The organism is Krasilnikoviella flava, assembly GCF_900167525.1.
Taxonomy (GTDB): Bacteria; Actinomycetota; Actinomycetes; order Actinomycetales; family Cellulomonadaceae; genus Isoptericola; species Isoptericola flavus.
Map to the genome: position 1 here is coordinate 274,162 of NZ_FUZQ01000008.1, position 19,259 is coordinate 293,420.

Annotated in this window: 19 protein-coding genes and 1 pseudogene; 8 read left to right on the forward strand and 12 right to left on the reverse strand. The window is 74.4% G+C overall.

Annotated elements, in window-relative coordinates:
* Positions 1 to 64 precede the first annotated feature (64 nt).
* Positions 65 to 1,078 (forward strand): excalibur calcium-binding domain-containing protein, encoded by a 1,014-nt coding sequence (locus tag B5Y66_RS21100; RefSeq protein ID WP_079576580.1) that lies wholly within the window; start codon positions 65 to 67, stop codon positions 1,076 to 1,078.
* 4 nt (positions 1,079 to 1,082) lie between these two features.
* Here the strand turns inward: B5Y66_RS21100 and B5Y66_RS21105 are convergent, their stop codons facing one another.
* Together B5Y66_RS21105 and B5Y66_RS21110 are read right to left on the reverse strand one after the other, a co-directional pair.
* Positions 1,083 to 1,868 carry a hypothetical protein gene (locus tag B5Y66_RS21105; protein ID WP_079576581.1) on the reverse strand — a complete coding sequence of 262 codons (786 nt, stop codon included), beginning with the start codon at positions 1,866 to 1,868 and terminating at the stop codon, positions 1,083 to 1,085.
* Positions 1,865 to 2,401 (reverse strand): RNA polymerase sigma factor, encoded by a 537-nt coding sequence (locus B5Y66_RS21110; RefSeq protein WP_079576582.1) that lies wholly within the window; start codon positions 2,399 to 2,401, stop codon positions 1,865 to 1,867. The genes B5Y66_RS21105 and B5Y66_RS21110 overlap by 4 nt, the downstream gene beginning before the upstream one ends.
* Before the next feature lie 119 nt (positions 2,402 to 2,520).
* Between B5Y66_RS21110 and B5Y66_RS22630 the strand changes: the two genes are divergently transcribed.
* Together B5Y66_RS22630 and B5Y66_RS21120 are read left to right on the forward strand one after the other, a co-directional pair.
* Positions 2,521 to 3,264, forward strand: coding sequence for a hypothetical protein (locus B5Y66_RS22630; protein ID WP_079576583.1), 744 nt, complete (start codon positions 2,521 to 2,523; stop codon positions 3,262 to 3,264).
* A gap of 27 nt (positions 3,265 to 3,291) precedes the next feature.
* Positions 3,292 to 3,720, forward strand: a complete 429-nt coding sequence (locus tag B5Y66_RS21120; protein ID WP_079576584.1) for a hypothetical protein — start codon at positions 3,292 to 3,294, stop codon at positions 3,718 to 3,720.
* A 15-nt stretch (positions 3,721 to 3,735) separates the two neighbouring features.
* On the opposite strand, the gene B5Y66_RS21125 is transcribed toward B5Y66_RS21120, so the two are convergent.
* From B5Y66_RS21125 to B5Y66_RS21135, 3 genes are read right to left on the reverse strand one after another with little or no spacing between them, the layout of a single operon-like run.
* The gene (locus tag B5Y66_RS21125; protein ID WP_079576585.1) at positions 3,736 to 4,572 is read right to left on the reverse strand and encodes an amino acid ABC transporter ATP-binding protein; all 837 of its coding nucleotides are present in this window, start codon (positions 4,570 to 4,572) and stop codon (positions 3,736 to 3,738) included.
* A complete protein-coding gene (locus B5Y66_RS21130; RefSeq protein WP_079576586.1) occupies positions 4,569 to 5,540 on the reverse strand; it encodes an amino acid ABC transporter permease in 972 nt (323 codons plus the stop codon). The genes B5Y66_RS21125 and B5Y66_RS21130 overlap by 4 nt, the downstream gene beginning before the upstream one ends.
* Before the next feature lie 5 nt (positions 5,541 to 5,545).
* A complete protein-coding gene (locus B5Y66_RS21135; RefSeq protein WP_079576587.1) occupies positions 5,546 to 6,475 on the reverse strand; it encodes an ABC transporter substrate-binding protein in 930 nt (309 codons plus the stop codon).
* A 191-nt stretch (positions 6,476 to 6,666) separates the two neighbouring features.
* Between B5Y66_RS21135 and B5Y66_RS21140 the strand changes: the two genes are divergently transcribed.
* Positions 6,667 to 7,542: an EamA family transporter gene (locus B5Y66_RS21140; protein WP_079576588.1), complete on the forward strand. Its 876-nt coding sequence runs from the start codon at positions 6,667 to 6,669 to the stop codon at positions 7,540 to 7,542.
* A gap of 56 nt (positions 7,543 to 7,598) precedes the next feature.
* Positions 7,599 to 8,021, forward strand: a complete 423-nt coding sequence (locus B5Y66_RS21145; RefSeq protein ID WP_079576589.1) for a phage holin family protein — start codon at positions 7,599 to 7,601, stop codon at positions 8,019 to 8,021.
* Between the two features lie 10 nt (positions 8,022 to 8,031).
* Here the strand turns inward: B5Y66_RS21145 and B5Y66_RS21150 are convergent, their stop codons facing one another.
* The 7 genes and pseudogenes from B5Y66_RS21150 to B5Y66_RS21180 form a co-directional block, all read right to left on the reverse strand.
* Positions 8,032 to 8,199, reverse strand: a complete 168-nt coding sequence (locus tag B5Y66_RS21150; protein ID WP_079576590.1) for a methionine/alanine import family NSS transporter small subunit — start codon at positions 8,197 to 8,199, stop codon at positions 8,032 to 8,034.
* Positions 8,196 to 9,782 (reverse strand): sodium-dependent transporter, encoded by a 1,587-nt coding sequence (locus tag B5Y66_RS21155; protein WP_079576591.1) that lies wholly within the window; start codon positions 9,780 to 9,782, stop codon positions 8,196 to 8,198. Before B5Y66_RS21155 ends, B5Y66_RS21150 begins: the two co-directional genes overlap by 4 nt.
* A 105-nt stretch (positions 9,783 to 9,887) precedes the next feature.
* Complete coding sequence (locus B5Y66_RS21160) at positions 9,888 to 11,171, reverse strand: FAD-binding protein (protein ID WP_079576592.1); 1,284 nt, start codon at positions 11,169 to 11,171, stop codon at positions 9,888 to 9,890.
* 113 nt (positions 11,172 to 11,284) lie between these two features.
* Complete coding sequence (locus B5Y66_RS21165) at positions 11,285 to 12,481, reverse strand: winged helix DNA-binding domain-containing protein (RefSeq protein ID WP_079576593.1); 1,197 nt, start codon at positions 12,479 to 12,481, stop codon at positions 11,285 to 11,287.
* Positions 12,482 to 12,484: 3 nt separating this feature from the next.
* Positions 12,485 to 12,853, reverse strand: a complete 369-nt coding sequence (locus B5Y66_RS21170) for an STAS domain-containing protein (protein WP_079576594.1) — start codon at positions 12,851 to 12,853, stop codon at positions 12,485 to 12,487.
* A 187-nt stretch (positions 12,854 to 13,040) separates the two neighbouring features.
* Positions 13,041 to 13,535, reverse strand: a pseudogene (locus B5Y66_RS21175) (aminoacyl-tRNA deacylase); the annotation flags it as partial.
* 7 nt (positions 13,536 to 13,542) lie between these two features.
* Positions 13,543 to 15,801 (reverse strand): PASTA domain-containing protein, encoded by a 2,259-nt coding sequence (locus B5Y66_RS21180; protein WP_139821025.1) that lies wholly within the window; start codon positions 15,799 to 15,801, stop codon positions 13,543 to 13,545.
* Positions 15,802 to 16,037: 236 nt separating this feature from the next.
* On the opposite strand from B5Y66_RS21180, the gene B5Y66_RS21185 reads away from it, so the two are divergent.
* The 3 genes from B5Y66_RS21185 (at position 16,038) to B5Y66_RS21195 (ending at position 19,244) form a co-directional block, all read left to right on the forward strand.
* The gene (locus tag B5Y66_RS21185) at positions 16,038 to 16,814 is read left to right on the forward strand and encodes a LamB/YcsF family protein (protein ID WP_079576597.1); all 777 of its coding nucleotides are present in this window, start codon (positions 16,038 to 16,040) and stop codon (positions 16,812 to 16,814) included.
* Positions 16,811 to 18,574 carry a 5-oxoprolinase subunit B/C family protein gene (locus tag B5Y66_RS21190; RefSeq protein ID WP_245807272.1) on the forward strand — a complete coding sequence of 588 codons (1,764 nt, stop codon included), beginning with the start codon at positions 16,811 to 16,813 and terminating at the stop codon, positions 18,572 to 18,574. Before B5Y66_RS21185 ends, B5Y66_RS21190 begins: the two co-directional genes overlap by 4 nt.
* 124 nt (positions 18,575 to 18,698) lie before the next feature.
* On the forward strand, positions 18,699 to 19,244 hold the full coding sequence (locus tag B5Y66_RS21195) for a DUF4822 domain-containing protein (protein WP_079576598.1): 546 nt from the start codon (positions 18,699 to 18,701) through the stop codon (positions 19,242 to 19,244).
* The last annotated feature ends 15 nt before the right edge of the window (positions 19,245 to 19,259 follow it).

Consider the following 19,259-nt stretch of genomic DNA (forward strand, 5'->3'; position numbering starts at 1 on the left):
CGGACATGGACCGGATCGACCGGTTTCCGCCATAGTGGGTGCCGCTCGACGACGGAGGAGTGTCATGGCTGTGCGTTTCAACCCGCCCCCGGGGTGGCAGGTACCCCCGGGCTTCCGGCCCGACGCGGGGTGGGTACCCGACCCTGCGTGGCCGCCGGCGCCGCAGGGCTGGGACTACTGGGTCGACGACACGACCGCCCCGCGACGGGCCCGGCCGGAGTCGCCGGTCGAGGCGACGACGGTGATGGCGCCCGTCCGGGCGGCGGCCGTGGCCCCCGCCCCGGCGGCCGCGACCACCGTCACGGCCATGCCGCCGCTGCCCCCGTCCGCGCCGACGGCCACGTTCGGCGCGCCCGTCGCGACCGTCACCACGCCCCCGCCCCCGCCGCCGGCCGCGATCCCGGCCCCCGGACCCGCGGGCGGCCACCTTGCCCAGGCCGACGACCGCGGCGCGGTGTCGACCGTCTCGGCGGCGCTGCGCACCGTCGGCGACCGCATCCGCACCAGCAGCGGCCGCCGCGCGGAGCGCCTCGCCGCCGACGCGGCCGCCGAGACCACCGGCACCCGGACCCGCTCCGGCGCGCGCGGACGCGGCGGGCGGGGCGGCCCGCTCATCGCCGGAGTCGCCGCCGCCTGCCTCGCGCTCGGCTGCATCCTGGGCGTCACCATCTCGATGATGCGCAGCTCCGACGCGGCGCAGGACCTCGTGGACGCCGGCCGCAAGGAGGCCACGGCCCAGCAGCTGAAGGTCGAGGCCCAGCAGGCGCAGGAGGACCTCGCCGCGCAGAAGGCCGACGTCCAGAAGCGCGAGCAGGCGCTCAAGGAGCGCGAGAAGGCGGCGGAGGCCAAGGAGGCCGAGCTCGCGAGCCAGCAGAAGGCGTTCCAGGACCAGCAGACGCAACAGCAGCAGCAGCAGGAGGAACAGCAGCAGCAACAGCAGCAGGACCCGGCCTGGTTCTTCCTGGACTGCAACGCCGCCCGCGCCGCCGGCGCCGCGCCCATCCAGAACGGGCAGCCCGCCTACCGGGGCGCGCTCGACGCCAACGGCAACGGCATCGCCTGCGAGGCCGGCGAGTAACGGCTCACCGGTCGACCGCGACCTCCGCGTCCGCGGTCGCGCCGTCGGTGAAGCGGAGCTCCGCAGTGGTGCGCAGCGACGCCTCCCCCGGCGCCCAGACCGCCCACCAGCCGTCGTGCACGGTGGCCTCGACACGCTCGCCGGAGGTGAGTGTCAGCTCGACGGCGGCGACCTCGGCCCCGGCGCGCCCGAACGCGGAGGTGAGCGCGCCGTCGCCCGTGGCGCCCTGCGACCACGAGGCCGTCCCCGCCTGGAGCGTCGTCACGTCGCGCGGGCCGGGCGCGGCGGGCGGCGCGCCCAGCACCGTGTCGCCCGTGACGACCTCCGTCGCGCCGGACGCCTGCGCGACGACCAGGCACTCCCCCACCGCGCCGTCGCCGGTGAGCAGCACGTAGGTGTACTCGCCCCGCTCCTCGGCGAGGACGGGGCCGATCGGCACGTCCTCGACCTGCGGGCCGTCGGCACCGTCGGTGATCGTGTGCGCGGACGTCTCGCACGACGCGGCGCGCGCCGTCATCTCCTCGTCGGAGAGGACCGTAGGAACTGCGCTCCACCCCGCGAACGCCGTCGGCGTGCCGAGCGAGGTCACGGTCGCGACCGTCGCCACGGCCACGACGGCCGCCGCCGCGGCGCCCGCCAGGACCGCGCGGCGCGGGGAACGACGGATCGGGATGGCTGCACGCGACGAGCCCAGGATGGCGGCCAGCGCGTCGTCGTCGGGGCGGCCGGGCGCCTTCAGGTCGCGTGCCGGGTCGAGCGCGGCGATCCCGAGCATCATGGGGGACTTCATCGCGCCTCCTGGAGCTTGCGGAGCACGGAGGCCGTCTCGGACGGCAGACCGGAGTAGGCCAGCAGCCGCTTGCGGGCCCGGGTCAGGCGGACGGAGAAGGTGGACGGCCGCACGCCGAGGACGCGCGCGCCCTCCACCGTCGTGAGGCCGTCCCAGGCGACGAGCGCGATGACCTCGCGGTCGGCGTCGGAGAGCATCTCCCAGGCGCGGCGCAGGTCGGCCCGGTCGGCGGCGACGTCGTCGGGGCCCTCCGTGCCCGGCAACGGCTCCCGCTCGAGCCGGACACCGAGCGCCCGCCACCGCCCGTGCGTGCGCAGGTGGGTGGCCAGCACGTTCCGGGCGACGCCCAGCAACCACGGCTTGGCGTCCTCCGGGACCGCGTCGAGCCGGCGCCAGGCCACGAGGAACGTCTCGGAGACGACGTCGTCCACGAGGGCGGGCGCGACCCGGCGGGCCACGAACCTCGTGACCGCCTCGTGCTGCTCCACCCACATCTGCGTCAGCAGCTCGCGGGCGCGAACATCCTCCACCATGAAACCCTTCTGTCCTCACACAGGAGTTGCCGCCAACCCCCCGGGTGCTACACCGTAGTCACCGCGAGGAGTCGACGACGACGCCCCAGCAGCACGCCGGAGCCCCCATGAGGAGTGACATGAGCCGAGGCAGGACCGTCCACGGGAACGCCGCCGCAGGTCTGGGCGCCATCCTGCTCGCGCTGGGCCTCGTCCTCGGCGCGGCGACCAGCTCGCAGGCGGCCGACGACACGTCGATCGCCCCCGCGACCGAGAACCTGCCCGGGGTGCCCGCCCCCGGCAGCCCCGCGAGCGAGTGGGAGGCGTGGGCCGCGCAGGAGCGCGCCGACGCCGAGGCCACCGACTGGGCCGCCGACGCGAAGGCCCGCGGCTGCATCCTGAAGGACGTCACGATCTCCGCGGAGGTCGACGCCGACTACAACCGCGCGATGGGTGCGCCGGCGGACCTGGCCACGCACCGCGTGGACCTGCTGGAGGAGTGCGGCGACGCCCCGGCCCAGGCCGCGCGGGCGGCGACGTCGGGCACCTCGACGCTCAGCCTCCCCTCGGGCAACCAGTGCGAGGCGACGTCCGGGCCGGGCACCATGTGCCTCACCAAGGGCAGCGGGCGCATCTACGCGTCGTGGCAGTACCGCGGGTCGGGCTCCGTGACCGGCTTCCTGCGGATCTACCGGATCTCGTCGGGCGCCGACGGCTGCCCCACCGGCACCACGTGGCTCACCGGCGCCGACGGCACCTGGAGGAGCGGGGACACCCGCACGATCTCCAAGACGCGCACGACGGCCGGCGGCTACTCCGCGCACATCTGGAAGAAGGTCACCTTCGGCCACACCGACTGGGGCGGCGCCTGCGCGACGCTCTGACGCCCGCCCGACGACGAGAGGCGCCCGATGACGAGCGACCAGGCCGGCGTGGCGGTCTTCGTCGTGTGGACGGTGGCGCTCGTCGCAGTGCCCGTCACCACGATCGTCGTCGCCGTCCGCCGACGGCGGCACGTCGGTGGCGGTCTGGTCGCCGTCACGGTGCTGGCGTTCGCCGTCCTCGGCGTCGGCTGGTGGTCGGTGCTGTCCCCCGTCGTGGTCGACGGGACCACGTGCATGTCGGGGTCGGCGGCGGCGGGTCTCCTCGACGACAGCCTCGACATGACGGACGAGGCGGTCGCGCTCGCCGCCCGACAGGCGTGCCGCGTCCTCTCCCGCCAGGTCGTCGGCGGGTGGGCGCTCGCCGCGGCGGCCGCCCTCGCCGTCTGGCTCGTCGCCGTGGCCCGCGCGCCGCACCCGGCCGTGCCGGGGCCGCCCACCGGGGCGCGGGCCGCCTGACGGCGCGGGGGCCCGTCAGAGCACGTGGGCGAGGAAGTCCTGCAGCCGCGGCTCGGACGGGTTGTCCAGCACGTCGGCGGGGCGCCCCTCCTCGACGATCGTGCCGTCGTCCATGAAGACGACGTGGTCGGCGACCTCGCGGGCGAAGCCGATCTCGTGCGTCACGACGATCATCGTCATGCCCGACCGGGCCAGGTCCTGCATGACGGCGAGCACCTCGCCCACGAGCTCGGGGTCGAGCGCGGAGGTGGGCTCGTCGAACAGCATGAGCTCCGGGTCCATGGCGAGCGCCCGCGCGATGGCGACGCGCTGCTGCTGGCCGCCGGAGAGCTGCGCCGGGTAGAACTCGGCCCGCTCGGCGAGCCCCACCCGGTCCAGCAGCTCGAGGGCGCGCCGCCGCGCCTCGCCCTTGGTGAGCCCGCGCACCTGCACGGGCGCCTCCATGACGTTCTCCAGCGCCGTCTTGTGCGGGAACAGGTGGAAGCGCTGGAAGACCATCCCGATGCGCGAGCGCTGCTTCGCGATCACCTTGGGGTGCAGGCGGTGCAGCACGCCCTTGTCGTCGCGGCGGTAGCCCATGAGGTCACCGTCCACGTGGATGGACCCGGCGGTGATCTCCTCGAGCTCGTTGACGCAGCGCAGCAGCGTGGACTTGCCGGAGCCCGACGGCCCCAGCACGACGGTGACCGAGCCGCGGGCGACGTCGAGGTCGACGCCCTTGAGCACGTGCACGGCGTCGTGGCCGCGGCCGAACACCTTGTGCACGTCACGGGCCTGGACCATCGGTTCCTGAGCCTGTCGAAGGGCGGCGGGCGTGGTCTCGACCGGCTCGACCGGCGAAGAACCGCTCATGGGGTCACCTCCAGGAAGGGGTCGTCCTTGGTGGTGCCGGACGCGCCGATGAGGTCCTGCTTGCGCGGCTTGCGCCGTCCGCCGCGCGGCCCTCGGCCGCCGCCGGTGCGGCCGCCGTCGAACCCGCGACCGTAGTACCGCTCCAGGTAGTGCTGGCCGATCATGAGGACCGACGTGATGAGCAGGTACCAGAGCGCCGCCACGATAAGCAGCGGGATGGGCTGGAAGATGCGGTTGCCAATCGCGTTGGTGGCGTAGGTGAGCTCGAGCGTGAACGGCACGGCGAGCACCAGCGAGGTCGTCTTGAGCATGGAGATGGTCTCGTTGCCCGTGGGGGGCACGATGACGCGCATCGCCTGCGGCAGCACGATGCGGCGCAGGATCTTGCCGTCCTTCATGCCCAGCGCCTTGGCCGCCTCGGCCTGACCCGGGTCGACGGACGACAGGCCGGCGCGGACGATCTCGGCGAGGTAGGCGGACTCGTTGAGCGCGAGGCCGAGCAGCGCCGCCCAGAACGCGGTGATGACGTCCTGCGTGGTGAAGGTCCAGAACTCCGGCCCGAACGGGATGCCGAGGGACAGGCGCGGGTACAGCACCGACAGCAGGCCCCAGAACACGAGCTGCGTGTAGATCGGGGTGCCGCGGAAGAACCAGATCCAGAACCACGACACCCCGCGCATCACCGGGTTGTCGCTTCGCCGCATCACCGCCAGCATCACGGCCAGCACGATGGCGAGCGCCATCGAGCCGAACGTGAGCACGAGCGTCCAGCCCACGCCCCGCACGACGACGACGTCGCGCAGGTACAGCCAGACGGTGTCCCAGCGGAAGTTGGGGTTGGTGACGAGCGCGTTGACGGCCATCGCCACGAGGACGAGGACGACGACGGCCGACACCCACCTGCCCGGCCGGGGTACCGGCCGGGCGTGCAGGGGCTCCGGCAGCTGGCCGGACGGGCGGTCTTCCATGCGGGTCAGCCTGCCGGGTTCAGCTCGGCCGTGTCGAGCACGGCCGCTCCGGAGCCCCAGGCGTCGGCGACCTGGGCGAGCACGCCGTCGTCCATGAGCTTCTGCAGCCCGGCCTGGACCGCCTTCGCGAGCTCGGTGTCGTCCTTCGCGACGACGGCGCCGTACGGCGCGGCGTCGGTGATCTCGCCGAGGGCCTCCACCGAGCCGCCGGTCTGCTCGACGGCGTAGGCGATGATCGGCGAGTCGGCGTACATGGCCTGCAGCTTGCCGCCGGCGAGGTTGGTGGTGACGTCGGACTGCGAGTCGTAGGGCAGCACGTCGACGGCGTCCTTGCCCCCGTCCGTGCACTCCTTGCTGGCGGCGGCGAGCTCGTCCTGCTGGATGGTGCCCGTCTGCACGCCGACGGTGACGCCGCACAGGTCGTCGGGCGAGACGTCCTCGGGGTTGCCCTTCGCGACCGCGAACTGGGAGCCCGCGGTGAAGTAGCCGACCATGTTGACCTCCTTCAGCCGCTCGGGCGTGACGGAGAACGCGGAGAAGCCGGCCTCGTACTTGCTGCCGATGGCCGGGATGATCGAGTCGAAGCCCGCGTTGTTCACCTCGAGCTCCAGGCCCATCGTCTTGGCCAGGGCCGTGGCGATGTCGATGTCGAGGCCGACCGGCGTCGTCCCGTCGGCGTCGACGAACTCCACCGGCGCGTACTCGAGGTTCGAGCCGATGCTGAGCTTGCCGTCCTCGGCGACCGCCGCGGGGACGAGCGCGGCGACGGCGTCGTCCTTCTGGATGGCGTCGAGGTCGACGGCGGCCGCGGTGCTCCCGCCGGACGCGCCCGGCGTCGAACCGGCGTCCTGGGAGGCCGTGGTGCAGCCGGTGAGGGCGAGGGCGGCGACGGCCGAGGTGACGACGGTCGCCGCGAGGGCGTGACGGGTGCGCATGGTGGGCTCCGAAGATCGTGCGAGGGGTCGATGCATGAGTATGCAGCCCAAGGAATTATCCTCCAAACCGGCTGGTGGCCGAGCCGGGTCGGGAGCCGCCGCGGCCGCCTCCCTTCGGCGTACCCCCACGGGTGCCCGTTCGCCACGCGGGGCCTCCGACCGCCGCCCCGGGCACCCGGTACGGTCGGCCGGTGTCCTCCACCGCGCTCGCCCTCGTGCTCGCGGCGGCCGTGCTGCACGCGGTGTGGAACGTCGCCGCCAAACGGGTGGTCGGCAGCTCCCGGGTGTTCGTGTGGCTCTACAGCACGGCCTCGGCGGTGCTGTGGCTCCCCGTCGGCCTCGTGGTCCTCGCGCGCGACGGCTGGCCCGACCTGGGTCCCCTGATCGGCGCCGCGGCCGTCTCGGGGGTGCTGCACAACCTCTACGGCATCGCGCTCAACACCGGCTACGCCCGCGCCGACCTGGGGATCGTCTACCCCACGGCCCGGGGCACCGGCCCGCTGCTGACCATGGCGGTGGCGCTGCTCGTGCTCGGCGAGCACGCGGACGCCGTCCACGTGGTCGGCGGGCTCGTCGTCGTCGCCGGCGTGGCCGTGGTCGCGAGCTCCGGCGCCTCGGACGTCGACCCGTCCCGCGGGCTCGCCGGCGTCCGCTGGGGCGCCGCCACCGGCGCGACGATCGCCGCCTACACCCTGTGGGACGCCTTCGCCGTCACCTCGCTGGGCCTGCACCCCGTGGCGTACTTCGCGTTCAACGCGGTGTGGCAGTCGGTCACGCTGACGCCGGTCCTGCGGGACCGCGGGCGACGGGCGGAGGCCGGCGCCATGGCCCGCCGGCACGCGCGGGAGATCGCGCTCGTCGCCGTGCTGTCGCCGCTGGGCTACATCCTCGTGCTGGTCGCGATGCAGACCGCCCCGGTGGCGCTCGTCGCGCCGGCCCGGGAATCGAGCATCGTCATCGGCACGGTGCTGGCATGGTGGCTGTTCCAGGAGCCGCGGCCGGCCGTGAAGATCCTCGGGTCGCTCGTCGTGATGGCGGGGATCGGCCTCCTGTCGGTCCCCGCCTGACGGGCGACGAGCCGCCACGACATGCCGGGCGCACGGCACGGCCCTACGCTCCCAGCATGATCAGGTTCCTGCTCCGGATGGCGGTCTTCCTGCTCGCGGCGGCGGTGGGCGTGCTGCTCACGGCGTGGATCTTCGCGGCCTTCGACCTGGAGACGTTCTCCATCAACTGGTCGGAGCCGCTGGGCTTCATCCTCGCCATCGTGGTCTTCGCGCTGGCACAGGCGATCATCTCGCCGTTCCTCGCCAAGATCGCGCGCAACAACGCGCCGATGCTCACCGGTGCCGTGGGTCTGGTGTCCACGTTCGTCGCGCTGCTCGTCGCCGTGCTCCTCACGGACGGACTCGACGTCGGCGGTGCGGCCGGCTGGATCATCGGACCGGTCGTCGTGTGGCTGCTGGGCATGATCGCCGCGTTCCTCCTGCCGCTCTGGCTGCTCAAGGAGGGCGTGGAGAAGGTCCGCGAGAACCGGGACGAGTAGCGCGTGGGTGTCAGGTGTCGCGCTCGGTGATGGCGTCGTCCTCGCGGTGGTCGCCGAGGCCGCCCTCGGGGAAGTCGGCGCGCTCCGGGCGGGCGCGCAGGGCGAGGATGCTCACCAGGAGCCCGCCCCACACGACGGTCAGAGAAAGCACCATGAGCAGGATCGCGGAGCCGTTCATCGGGCCGCTCCCTTCGTCGTCGTCGATGCCGTGACCGGCGGGAAGTACGGCCAGGCGACGAAGTCGTCCGGGCTGCGGCGCCAGCGCGGCAGCGTCAGCAGGACGGCCCCGACGACGAGCACCACCAGCGTGCCCCAGCCGGCGTACAGCAGGTACGTCTCGTCGTAGCCCTCGTACCCGTTCTGCACCAGGTCGACGATGCGCGAGACGAGCATGTACGCGAGCACCGCCGGCACGACCACGCCGACGCACACGTACCACCAGCGGCCCACCTGCACCGTCGAGACGGCGTTGAGGTGGTAGCGCAGCTCGGGGCTGGTGCGCAGCAGCCAGACGAGGAACACGCACATGAGCACGGCGGACGCCACGATGCCGACGTTGTTGGACCAGTTGTCGATCGTGTCCAGGGCGATGAGTCCCGTCGTCGTCGAGAAGCCGACCACGGACAGCACGGCCGCGACGGCCCCGATCCACAGCACCGCCTTCCGGCGCGTGAGGCCGAACTTCTCCTGGAAGCCCGCCGACACGACCTGCAGGATCGAGATGAGCGACGTGAACCCGGCCATCGCGAGCGACCCGAAGAACAGGGCGCCGAACAGCGGGCCGGCCGGCATCTGCGAGACCACGGCGGGGAACGTCACGAAGGACAGGATCGGCCCCGTGATGCCCTCGAGGTCCGCGACGGCGACGCCCTGCTCGTGCGCGAGGAAGCCGAGGGCGGCGAACACGCCGATGCCGGCCAGCATCTCGAAGCCCGAGTTGGAGAACGCCACCACGAGACCCGGCGACGTGAGGTTCGCGCGGCGCTTCCGGTACGACGAGTACGTGATCATGATGCCGAACGCGACCGAGAGCGAGAAGAAGATCTGGCCGTAGGCGGCGATCCACACGTTCATGTCGCCCAGCGCCGACCAGTCGGGCGTGAACAGGGCGTTGAGCCCGTCGGTGGCGCCGTCCAGGAAGATCGCGCGCACCACCAGGACGGAGAACGCGATGACCAGCAGCGGCAGGAAGATGACGTTCGCCTTCTCGATGCCCTTGGCGACGCCGCCCACCAGGACGGCGATGGTCGCGACCCACACCAGCAGCAGCGGGATCAGCACCGCCGGCACGAAGTCGAGCGTGAACCACGACCCGCCGTTCGCGACGTCGGACAGCTGCAGGTAGTCGCCGGTGAAGAAGCCGGCCGTGTCGTCGCCCCACTTCAGCGTGAAGGAGTAGACGAAGAAGCTCAGCGCCCAGCCGATGATCGCCGCGTAGTAGATCGCGATGACGAAGCAGATCATCACCTGGAACCAGCCCAGGGTCTCCAGCCACTTCTTGACGCGGCGGAACACGGTGGGCGGGCCCCCGCGGAAGCGGTGGCCCAGGGCGTAGTCGAGGAAGAGGATCGGGATGCCCGCGGTCAGCAGCGCGATCACGTAGGGCACCAGGAAGGCGCCGCCGCCGTTCTCGTACGCGACCCCGGGGAACCGCCAGATGTTGCCCAGCCCCACGGCGGAGCCGATCGCGGACAGGATGAAGCCGACCTGCCCGGTGAACTGCTCCCGGGGCGGGCTCGTGTCAGTGGTCGTGGTGCTCACAGGCGTCGAACCTCCACGGTGAGGGGCGTCGCGTCAAACGTGTCTCACGAACGATGGTGCCTCACGCGCCGAGGGCGAGCCCGTCGAGACCCGGTCTCGACCGGCTCACCCGGCGGCGAGGAGGCGACCCACGAGCCCGCCGTGCAGACGGCCCTCCGGGTCGAAGCGGGCGGCGAGGCGCCGGAAGTCGTCGAACCGGGGGAACAGCGCCGCCGTCGTCGTCGCGTCGAGCGTGCTGACCTTGCCCCAGTGCGGGCGCGCTCCGAGCGGGACCAGCGCCTGCTCGACGGCGGGCAGCACGGCCCGCACGTCCTCCTCGCGCGGCAGCCACGTGAAGTGGAACCCCACCGACGGCTCGTCGAAGGGGCTGAGCCACAGGTCGTCCGCGGCGACGGTGCGGATCTCGCTGGTCTGCAGCAGCGGCGCGACCTGGGGACCGAGCGCGCGCATCGCCTCGATCGCGGCGACGGCGTTGCGGCGCGGCAGCAGGTACTCCGACTGCACCTCGTCGCCGGCCGACGGCGTGAACTCCAGGCGGAAGTGGCTCAGCCGCTCGTGCCACGGCCCGTCCACGCCCAGCTGCTCGGTCGTCGCCGACGGGTCGACGCCCGGCAGCGGGTGCACCGGCACGTCCGACCAGCGCAGGAACTCGGGCGCGAGGCCGCGCACCTCCGGGCGGTCGGCGCGGGCCAGGGACTTGAACCACACGTGCCGCACCGCCGGCTCGTCCCAGCTCGTGAAGGCGCTCACCGAGTACGCCGCGGAGGTGATCGCGTCGAAGCTCGCGAGGAACGTGTCCCACGGGACGTCGGCGGCGACGTCCTGCCGCACCACGTACGCGGGCACGGTGCGCAGCTCGACGCGCGTCACGACGCCCAGCGCCCCGAGCGACACGACCGTGCCGGGGAAGACGTCGGGGTCGCTCGCGCGCGTGATGCGGCGCAGCTCGCCGCCCGGCGTCATGATCTCCAGGCCCTCGACCGCGCTCGCGAGGCTCTGGTTCGTGTCACCGGAGCCGTGGGTGGCGGTGGCCACCGCACCGGCCACGGAGATGTGCGGCAGGGAGGCCAGGTTGCCGAGCGCCCGGCCGGTCGCGTGCAGCGCGCGGGACACCTCGCCGTAGCGCAGCCCCGCGTTGACCGACACGACCTCGCCCTCCGCGCCGCCGTCGTCCGGGGTCAGCGGCTCCACCGCGGGGCGGCCGTCGTCGAGCCCGTCCACCTGGACGTGCACGCCGTCGGTGTCCGCGACGTCGTTGAACGAGTGGCGCGACCCGAGCGCGCGCACCTGGCCGCCGCCCGTGAGGACGTCGGCGAGCTCCTCCAGCGACGCGGGGCGCACGATGGAGCGTGCGGAGTACGTGAGGTTCCCGGCCCAGTTGCGATGCACGGGACCACCCTGCCATCACTCGGGGGTCGCTGGTCGCCAGGTCCGTCGGTCGAGCCTGCCGAGACCACGGGCCCGGTTTCGACAAGCTCGACCAGCGAGGAGGTTCGACGCGCTCAGCCGGCGAGGTACGCGTCGAGGTCGGCCACTGCGACGTCCAGCGCGCCCTGCTCGGCCGGCGACGGGTCGCGCAGCCACTGCACGTCCACGACGGCGCCCCGGGGCGACGGCGCCGGCCAGCGCCAGCGCGCGGCGACGACGCCGTCCACCGCCACCGTGTGCACGTACGCCCCGGCGCGGTCCGGCGGCGGAAGGGTCGGGTCCAGCACCACGTGGCGGGTCTCGCGGTACGACATCAGCAGCTCGTCGTACGCCTGCAGCAGGTCGACCTCGGACCCGGCGCGCGGCACGTCGTCGCGCGCCGGGTCCTCGGACGTCAGGTCCTCGGGCCCGGCGGCGCCGTCGTCGAGCCAGCGTGCGGCCGTGGCGGCCGTCGCGACCGGCGTCAGCCCGTCGAGACCGCCCGCACCGGGCACCTGGACGACCTCGCCCGCGTCGATCAGGGCGTCGAGGGCCGGCCTGAGGTCGCGGGCGGTGAGGCCGCTCCACTGACGCAGGTCGTTCACGGTCGCGAACGCCCGCCCCGGCAGGTAGCGGCGCCACAGCTCCAGGACGGCGCCCGCGGCGTCGAACCGCTCGCCGAGCGGGCCGTAGCCGGCGGGGACGCGGTCGTCGAACGCCGCGTACGACTGGTGCTGGAGCTCCTTGCCGTCCGGCGGGGCCCCGCTGATCACGAGCCGCTGCAGCTCGGCGTGCATGAGCATCTGGGTGAACGCGAGGCCCGGCGCGGCGGGGTCGAGCACGCCGCGGGCGACCAGCTCGTCCCTGATCTGCGCGCGCGTGCGCGGCCCGTCCGCGACGGCGGCGGCGACGGCGTCGGTCCCCGGGCCGAGGTCGCCGAGGTCCCACGACTTCTCCGTCGACGCCATCAGCCTCGTGATGCGGGGCGCGGTGAGCTCGAGCAGCCAGCGCGCGTCCCGCGGCCGCACCAGGTGCCAGGTGGGGCGCAGCACGTGGGTGCGCAGCAGCCGACCGTCGGCGAGGGCCGCGTTCACCGCGGCGCGGCCCGGGCGGGACGACGGCGCGACGCGCCGCGACAGCCCCCACAGCGCCGGCTGCAGCTCCTGCCCCTGCACCGCGAGGAGCGCGTCGACGACCGCGGGCGCGTCGGGCAGGCGCGGCCCGCGCAGGCCCGTGGCCGTGAGGCGCGCGGCCCGCGCGACGGTGGGGTCGAGCGCCGCCTGGTCGGCCAACCGTCAGCCGGCCCGGCCGGCGGGCTCGGCCTCCGCCAGGGGGATGCGGCCGCCCATGCCGACCATCTCCAGCACCTCCGCGACCGCCTCGGACGGCTGGTACAGGCTCACGGACGTGCCGGTCTCCTGACCCAGCATGTACACCTGCAGGATGAACGCGACCCCGGAGGAGTCGATGAACGTGACGTCCCGGGTGTCCAGGACGATGGGGTGCGCCGTGCCCCGCCCCGCGAGCGCGGCCATGGCGTCGCTCGCTGCCTCGCGCAGCGCCGCGTCGACCTCGCCCCACAGGGTGAGGACGGTCGCCTCTTCGGTGGTACGGGACGCGATACCCGAGTTGGGCCCGGGGTCGCTGCTGCTGTCGTGGTCCATGGTGGTCGTGATGCTCCCGTGCGTGGGGCCGTGCGGCCTGGGGACGCCGTCTGCGTCCTCTCCGTACAGCGAACGGCCCGCGTCGAGTGTTCCCCCGTCAGGCGGATTCGTCCAGCGTCCGTCCATTCTCGCGGGTCGACGTCGGACCGGCCGGCGTCGCGCGGGCAGTGCCCGCCGGTCCAGGGTCGTCCAGGTCGGTGATGTCCGCGACCCGGGCGTCGAGGACGCGCGCGAGGTCCGCGCCGTCGACCGTCGCGGAGACGCCGTGCCCGCCGCCCCCGACGGACACCCGGCCCGCGTCCGGGATCCGCGAGTCGGCCACCACCGGCCAGGCCGTGAGCGAGCCGAACGGCGTGATCGTGCCGCGCTCGTACCCGGTGACGTCGCGCGCCACCTCCTTGTCGGGCATCGACAGCCGCGACACGCCGAGCAGCGCGCGCAGCCGCGGCCACGCGATCGTCCGGTCCCCCGGCACGAGGACGAACAGGAAGTCACCCTCCCCGCGGCGCACCACGATCGTCTTGACCACCTGCGCCGGCAAGACCCCGCGGGCGCGGGCCGCCTCCGCGAGCGAGCGCACCGGGCCGTGCCGGACGATCTCGAACGCGAGGCCCGAGGCCTCCAGCGCCTCGCGCGTCCGCCGCTCGCCCGGGGTCTCCTCGGTGGGTGCCGGGGCGGTCACTGCGCGCTCACGCGTCCGGATCCTTCGACGCGCTCTCGCGGGACACGACGAGGGTGATCGTCGAGCCCTTCAGCACCGTGCCCGTCTCCGTGGTCTCGACGACCACGTCCTCGTCCTCGACGCCCTCGGCGGGATCGGTGCTCACCTCGAACCCGTGCGCCTCGAGCTCCGCCGTGGCGTCGGCCACGGTCCAGCCCGCGACGTCCGGGACCGGTTCCGCCGCACCCCAGGAGAGGACGACGGTCGAGCCCTTCGGCACCGCCGTGCCCGCGCCCTCCGTCCTCACGACGAGGTCACCGTCCTGGACGCCGTCCGCCGGGTCCATGACCACCGCGAACCCGCGGGCCTCGAGCTCCGCCCTGGCGTCGCCGACGGTCCACCCGGTGACGTCCGGGACCGTCACCTGCTCCGGGCCGCTCGAGACGACGAGCGTGACGGTCGACCCCTTCTTCACCTTCGTGCCTGCGCCCTCGGTCGACAGCACCGTGCCCGCGGCCGCCTTCGCGTCCGCCTGCTTCTGCGTCGACACCTCGAGCCCGAGCCCCTCGAGCTTCTTCGTCGCCGCGGCGACGGACTGGCCGGCGACGTCCGGCACGGTGACCTTGGCCTGCTCCGCCGGGCCGCTCGAGACGACGAGCGTGACGGTCGACCCCTTCTTCACCTTCGTGCCTGCGCCCTCGGTCGACAGCACCGTGCCCGCGGCCGCCTTCGCGTCCGCCTGCTTCTGCGTCGACACCTCGAGCCCGAGCCCCTCGAGCTTCTTCGTCGCCGCGGCGACGGACTGGCCGGCGACGTCCGGCACGGTGACCTTGGCCTGCGCGGTCCTCCCGGGCTCGTCGCCGGTGTCCTTGCCCGAGCCCTTCGTCCCCGGGCTCTGGTCGGTGCCCGACGTCGCGCCGGCCTTCTTCGCCGGCCCCTCGTCGGCGCCGCCCTTCGCCTTGTCGCCCTTGTCTTCCTTGTCGGAACGCTCGGAGCCGACGGTCGAGCTGCCGCCGTCCGACGCGACGTCGTCCGCCGACCACGCCCGGTCGGGGATAGGCCCGGCGGCGAAGAACTCGAAGTGCCACGGCTCCGGCTTGGAGCCCGTCAGCCACGCCCACGAGGGGTTGTCCCACCCGTAGTCCGGTGCGTGCACCCGCATCCACGTGTACTCGGCGGACGTGCCGGTGGAGATCGGCAGACCCAGGTCGACGGCGAGGCCCCAGCCGTGGTTCGACGTGCCCGGCGTCGCCGCGAGCCAGCCCTTCGTGGCCTTGAGCCGGATCTGCGACTCCAGCGTGCGGTACGAGTCGGTCATCGGGATCGGCACCCCGAACGCCTTCTCATACTCCTTGCTGAGGGCCGAGAGCTGTTGGGCCGCGTCGCAGCGCAGCATGTGGCCGGGCGCGAAGTCGAGCGGGCACAGCGCCGACGTCGGGATACGCCCGTTGGCGAAGCCTGCCGTGCTCCTGCCGTACCGGTCCACCACCTCGAGCAGGCCCGCCGTCAGCGTGGCGCGGGCGGCGACCGTCCCGTCCGCCCCCGCGGGCAAGATGCCCGCCTCGAGCGTGGTGGTCGCCGGGTCGAGCAGCGTGGCCAGCCGGGTCGCGGCGACGACGACGTCGTCGAACGTCACCGGGTCGCCTTCGTGCCCGCCCTCCGCCTCGGGCTGTGCGGCCTCGGGCTGCGCGGCGTCGGGTTCCGCAGCGTCGGGCAGGCGCACGTCGTCCGGCCGCTCGGTCGCGGGGTCGTCCGCGGGGCCGATGGCGACGTCCCGCGAGACGGGCACCACCGCCGGCACGTCGTCGGGGGTGGTCTGGTCGGGGATCGCCTCGTCCGGCGCCGGCGCGACGGGCGCGGGGACGTCGAAGTCCACCGCCGCGAAGGGGCGGTCGGACGCCGTCGCGGCCTGCTGCGCCAGGTAGGTGCTGAGCAGCATGCCCAGCTCGGCGGCGGCCTGCTCCGCCTCCGGCGTCACCTTCCGGCCGGCGTCCTGGGCGACGAGCTCCGCGCGCTCGAGGACGCCCAGCACCTCCCGGACCGTCGTCGGGCCGGTCGACGTCGACGTGCCGACCACGCCGACGGAGACGCCCTCGCCCACGCGGCTCCCGGCGCCCAGGTCGGGGGTGTGCTGGTCGGCGGCGAGGGTCTGCAGGCCGGCGGTGTTCCACGGGAGCCCGGCGACCGGGGCCGCGAGGAAGCCCGCCGCGAGGACGCAGGACGCCGTCGCCGTCGCGAGCACCCTGCCGGCACGCCCGCCTCGGCCGGTGTCCTTCGGAGACCTCACGACGACGAACCTCCCCCATCGGCACTGCTCAGGCGCTCGGATCCTGCCACACCCCGGGGTCGTCGTGTGACACGGGCGACAGGACCGTTCCTTCACTGTGCGGCACGCGCGGCGCTCGTGCCACCCCTGCGACGAGAGTTCACTCGGCGCTCATCCCCTCCACATCCCGGCGTCGCCCGGCCGGCGGACCGCTACGTCGCGCCCGTCGGCCGCCATACCCGGGCAGACTGGACGGCATGACCACCGTCGACCTCAACAGCGACCTCGGCGAGGGCTTCGGCCGCTGGACCCTGGGCGACGACGAGGCGATGCTCGGCGTCGTGTCGTCGGCCAACGTGGCGTGCGGCTTCCATGCCGGCGACCCGGTGTCGATCCACCGCACGGTACGGACGGCGGCCGCCCGCGGGGTGGCCGTCGGGGCGCACGTCGGGTACCGGGACCTGGCCGGGTTCGGACGGCGCGACATCGTCGTCCCGACCCCCGAGCTGGTCGCCGACGTGATCTACCAGATCGGCGCGCTCCAGGCACTCACCGCGGCCGCGGGCACCCGCGTCACCTACGTGAAGCCGCACGGCGCGCTGTACAACGCGGCCGCCGTGGACGAGCGCGTGGCCACCGCCGTCGCCACCGCCGTCGCGGCCGTCGACCCGTCCCTCGTGCTGCTCGGCCTGCCCGGCACCCTGTCCCTCGCCGCCGGCGAGGCCGCCGGCCTCCGCACGGCCGCGGAGGCGTTCGCCGACCGCGCGTACACGCCCGCCGGCACCCTGGTGCCCCGCGGCGAGCCGGGCGCCGTCCTGCACGACCCCGACGTCGTCGCCCACCGCATGCTGCGGCTCGTCACCGAGGGTGTGGTGGAGGCCGTCGACGGCACCGTGGTGGCCGTGCGGGCCGACTCCGTGTGCGTGCACGGCGACTCCCCCGGCGCCGTCGCGATGGCCCGCCGCGTCCGCGAGGCCTTCCTCGCCGCGGGCGTCGCGCTGGCCCCGTTCGCGCCGGCGTCCGCGAGCGCGTGACGGCGCGCATGTCCGTGCGCGTGCTGCCCGCCCGCGACGACGCCCTGCTGGTCGAGCTGGACGACCTCGCCGCGGCGCTCGCGCTGCACGCGTCGCTGCGCGCCGACCCCGTGCCCGGCGTCGGGCAGCCGGTGCCCGGGGCGCGGACGCTGCTGGTCCCGTTCGACCCGTGGCGCGTCGCGCCGGAGCGGCTGGCCGTCGTCCTGCGCTCGCGGGTCTTGCCTGCCGAGCCTGTCGAGCCCCGGCTCTCGACCCTTCGTCAGGCTCAGGACGACGCAGGGTCGACCAGCGACCTCGACAGGCTCGTCGAGATCCCCACCGTGTACGACGGCGAGGACCTGGCCGACGTCGCCCGCCTGCTCGGCTGGAGCCCGCAGGAGGTGGTGCGGCGGCACACCGCGGCGTCGTGGGTGGTGGGGTTCGTCGGCTTCGCTCCGGGGTTCGCGTACCTCACGGGCGACGACGACGGGCTGGTGGTGCCGCGTCGGGAGTCGCCGCGCACCCGGGTGCCCGCGGGCTCCGTGGCGCTGGCCGGCCCGTACTCCGGCGTCTACCCGCGGGCCAGCCCGGGAGGGTGGCAGCTGGTCGGGCGTACGGACGTCGTCACGTGGGACCCCGACCGCGAGCCGCCCACGCCCTGGGCCCCCGGCAACCGGGTGCGGTTCACGGCCGTGCGCGAGTCTGCCCGGGGTACCGGGGCTTCTCACCGCGGCAGCTCAGGCTCGGAACGGCAGTCCGAACTGCCGACGCGAGCCGGAGCTGCCGCGCCGACGACGTCCGCCACCGGTCTGGAGGTCGTGACACCCGGGCTCCAGGCACTGGTGCAGGACCTCGGCCGGCCGGGCCTCGCGCACCTCGGGGTGGCCGCCTCCGGTGCCGCGGACCCGCGCAGCCTGCGCGCCGCGAACCGGGGCGTGGGCAACCCCGCGGGCACCGCCGCGATCGAGGCCGCGGGCGGCGGCCTGCGGCTGCGCGCCCGCGGCGACGTCGTCGTCGCGCTGGCCGGCGCGGACGGGCCCGCCGTCGTCCGCACGGGCGGCGACCCGGACGACGCCCGGCACGCGCCCCGCGCCCGCCCGTTCCGGCTGCGCGACGGCGACGAGCTCGAGCTCGGCGCCCCCGCCCGCGGGTGGCGCACCTACGTCGCCGTCCGCGGCGGCCTGGACGTGCCGCCGGCGCTCGGCTCGCGCGCGACCGACGCCCTCGCCCACCTGGGCCCCGCCGCCCTCTCCCCGGGCGTCGTCCTGGGCCGTGACAGGACGCGCGGACCTGTCCTCGACGCCCGACGGGGTCGGACGCCCGCGCACGGCACCCAGGCGGTGGCGACGGACGACGTCGGCGCGCCGGACCCGGCGGCCCTGCCCGCGCCCGGCAAGGTCACGACGCTCCCCGTCGTGCTCGGCCCGCACGACGACTGGTTCACGCCCGACGCCGTCGCCCTGCTCGCGGGCCAGGAATGGCGGGTGACCGACCGTTCCGACCGCGTGGGGCTGCGGCTGGCCGGCCCCCGACCGCTGGACCGCACGGACGCGGCCCGCGGGCGCGAGCTGCCCAGCGAGGGCTGCGTGACCGGCGCCCTGCAGGTGCCCCCGGACGGTCTCCCGGTGCTGTTCGGCGTCGACCACCCGCTCACGGGCGGCTACCCGGTGGTCGGCGCGGTGCCCTCGTCGCACACGTGGCTGCTGGGCCAGCTGCCGCCGGGCGCGCTGCTGCGGTTCGCGCCGGCACCGCCCGGCCGGCCGCATCATCCGTTCGGCTGACCTCCGTCGAGCCCGCCAGGCGATGTCCGCGGCCGGTGCCCGGAAAGACGATGGTCCGGACGAACCGATGCCGCAGGAACGCGGACACCGCGGCCGCCAGCGGCCACGAGGGAAGGACACCGGCATGAAGCTCACGACGTCGACGAGGCCCGTCACGATCGCCGTCTCGGCGCTGATCGCGCTCGGGACGCTCACCGCGTGCGGCACGGGCGAGGCCGACGCCGCGGCAGGGCCCGGCAGCACGGCGTCCCAGGAGGCTGCGGGGGCGGAGGAGGCCGCGACGCGGACGCCGTCCGACGTGCTCGCGTCGACCGCATGGGAGACCACCGGCGCCACCGACGCGTCGGGCGAGGAGGTCGCGCTCGACGACGAGGACGTCCGCGACTTCGTCGGCTGGGCCTACTTCGCCGCCGACGGCACGTTCACGATGTACGACCTGGACGACGGCCCCAAGATGCAGGGCGACTGGACGGTCACCGAGGACGGCACCACCCGCCACATCGTCGCGAAGGACGACGCCGGCGAGGTGCTGTTCGAGCGCGACTCCGACATCGTCACGCTGACCGACGAGGAGTTCACCTACCGGGTGTTCCCCGACCCGGAGGACACCGAGGCGTACGTCGACATCGTCCACACCCCCACGGACCACGAGGAGCCGGCGGCCTCCTGAGCCGACCCCGCGCCG

Excerpts from the sequence above, each read along its gene's own strand:
- B5Y66_RS22630 (WP_079576583.1), top strand. The coding sequence starts at position 2,521 with ATGAGCCGAGGCAGGACCGTCCACGGGAACGCCGCCGCAGGTCTGGGC.
- B5Y66_RS21120 (WP_079576584.1), top strand. The coding sequence starts at position 3,292 with ATGACGAGCGACCAGGCCGGCGTGGCGGTCTTCGTCGTGTGGACGGTG.
- B5Y66_RS21135 (WP_079576587.1), bottom strand. The coding sequence starts at position 6,475 with ATGCGCACCCGTCACGCCCTCGCGGCGACCGTCGTCACCTCGGCCGTC.
- B5Y66_RS21100 (WP_079576580.1), top strand. The coding sequence starts at position 65 with ATGGCTGTGCGTTTCAACCCGCCCCCGGGGTGGCAGGTACCCCCGGGC.
- B5Y66_RS21195 (WP_079576598.1), top strand. The coding sequence starts at position 18,699 with ATGAAGCTCACGACGTCGACGAGGCCCGTCACGATCGCCGTCTCGGCG.
- B5Y66_RS21105 (WP_079576581.1), bottom strand. The coding sequence starts at position 1,868 with ATGAAGTCCCCCATGATGCTCGGGATCGCCGCGCTCGACCCGGCACGC.
- B5Y66_RS21170 (WP_079576594.1), bottom strand. The coding sequence starts at position 12,853 with ATGGACCACGACAGCAGCAGCGACCCCGGGCCCAACTCGGGTATCGCG.
- B5Y66_RS21110 (WP_079576582.1), bottom strand. The coding sequence starts at position 2,401 with ATGGTGGAGGATGTTCGCGCCCGCGAGCTGCTGACGCAGATGTGGGTG.
- B5Y66_RS21150 (WP_079576590.1), bottom strand. The coding sequence starts at position 8,199 with ATGAACGGCTCCGCGATCCTGCTCATGGTGCTTTCTCTGACCGTCGTG.
- B5Y66_RS21145 (WP_079576589.1), top strand. The coding sequence starts at position 7,599 with ATGATCAGGTTCCTGCTCCGGATGGCGGTCTTCCTGCTCGCGGCGGCG.
- B5Y66_RS21125 (WP_079576585.1), bottom strand. The coding sequence starts at position 4,572 with ATGAGCGGTTCTTCGCCGGTCGAGCCGGTCGAGACCACGCCCGCCGCC.
- B5Y66_RS21130 (WP_079576586.1), bottom strand. The coding sequence starts at position 5,540 with ATGGAAGACCGCCCGTCCGGCCAGCTGCCGGAGCCCCTGCACGCCCGG.
- B5Y66_RS21185 (WP_079576597.1), top strand. The coding sequence starts at position 16,038 with ATGACCACCGTCGACCTCAACAGCGACCTCGGCGAGGGCTTCGGCCGC.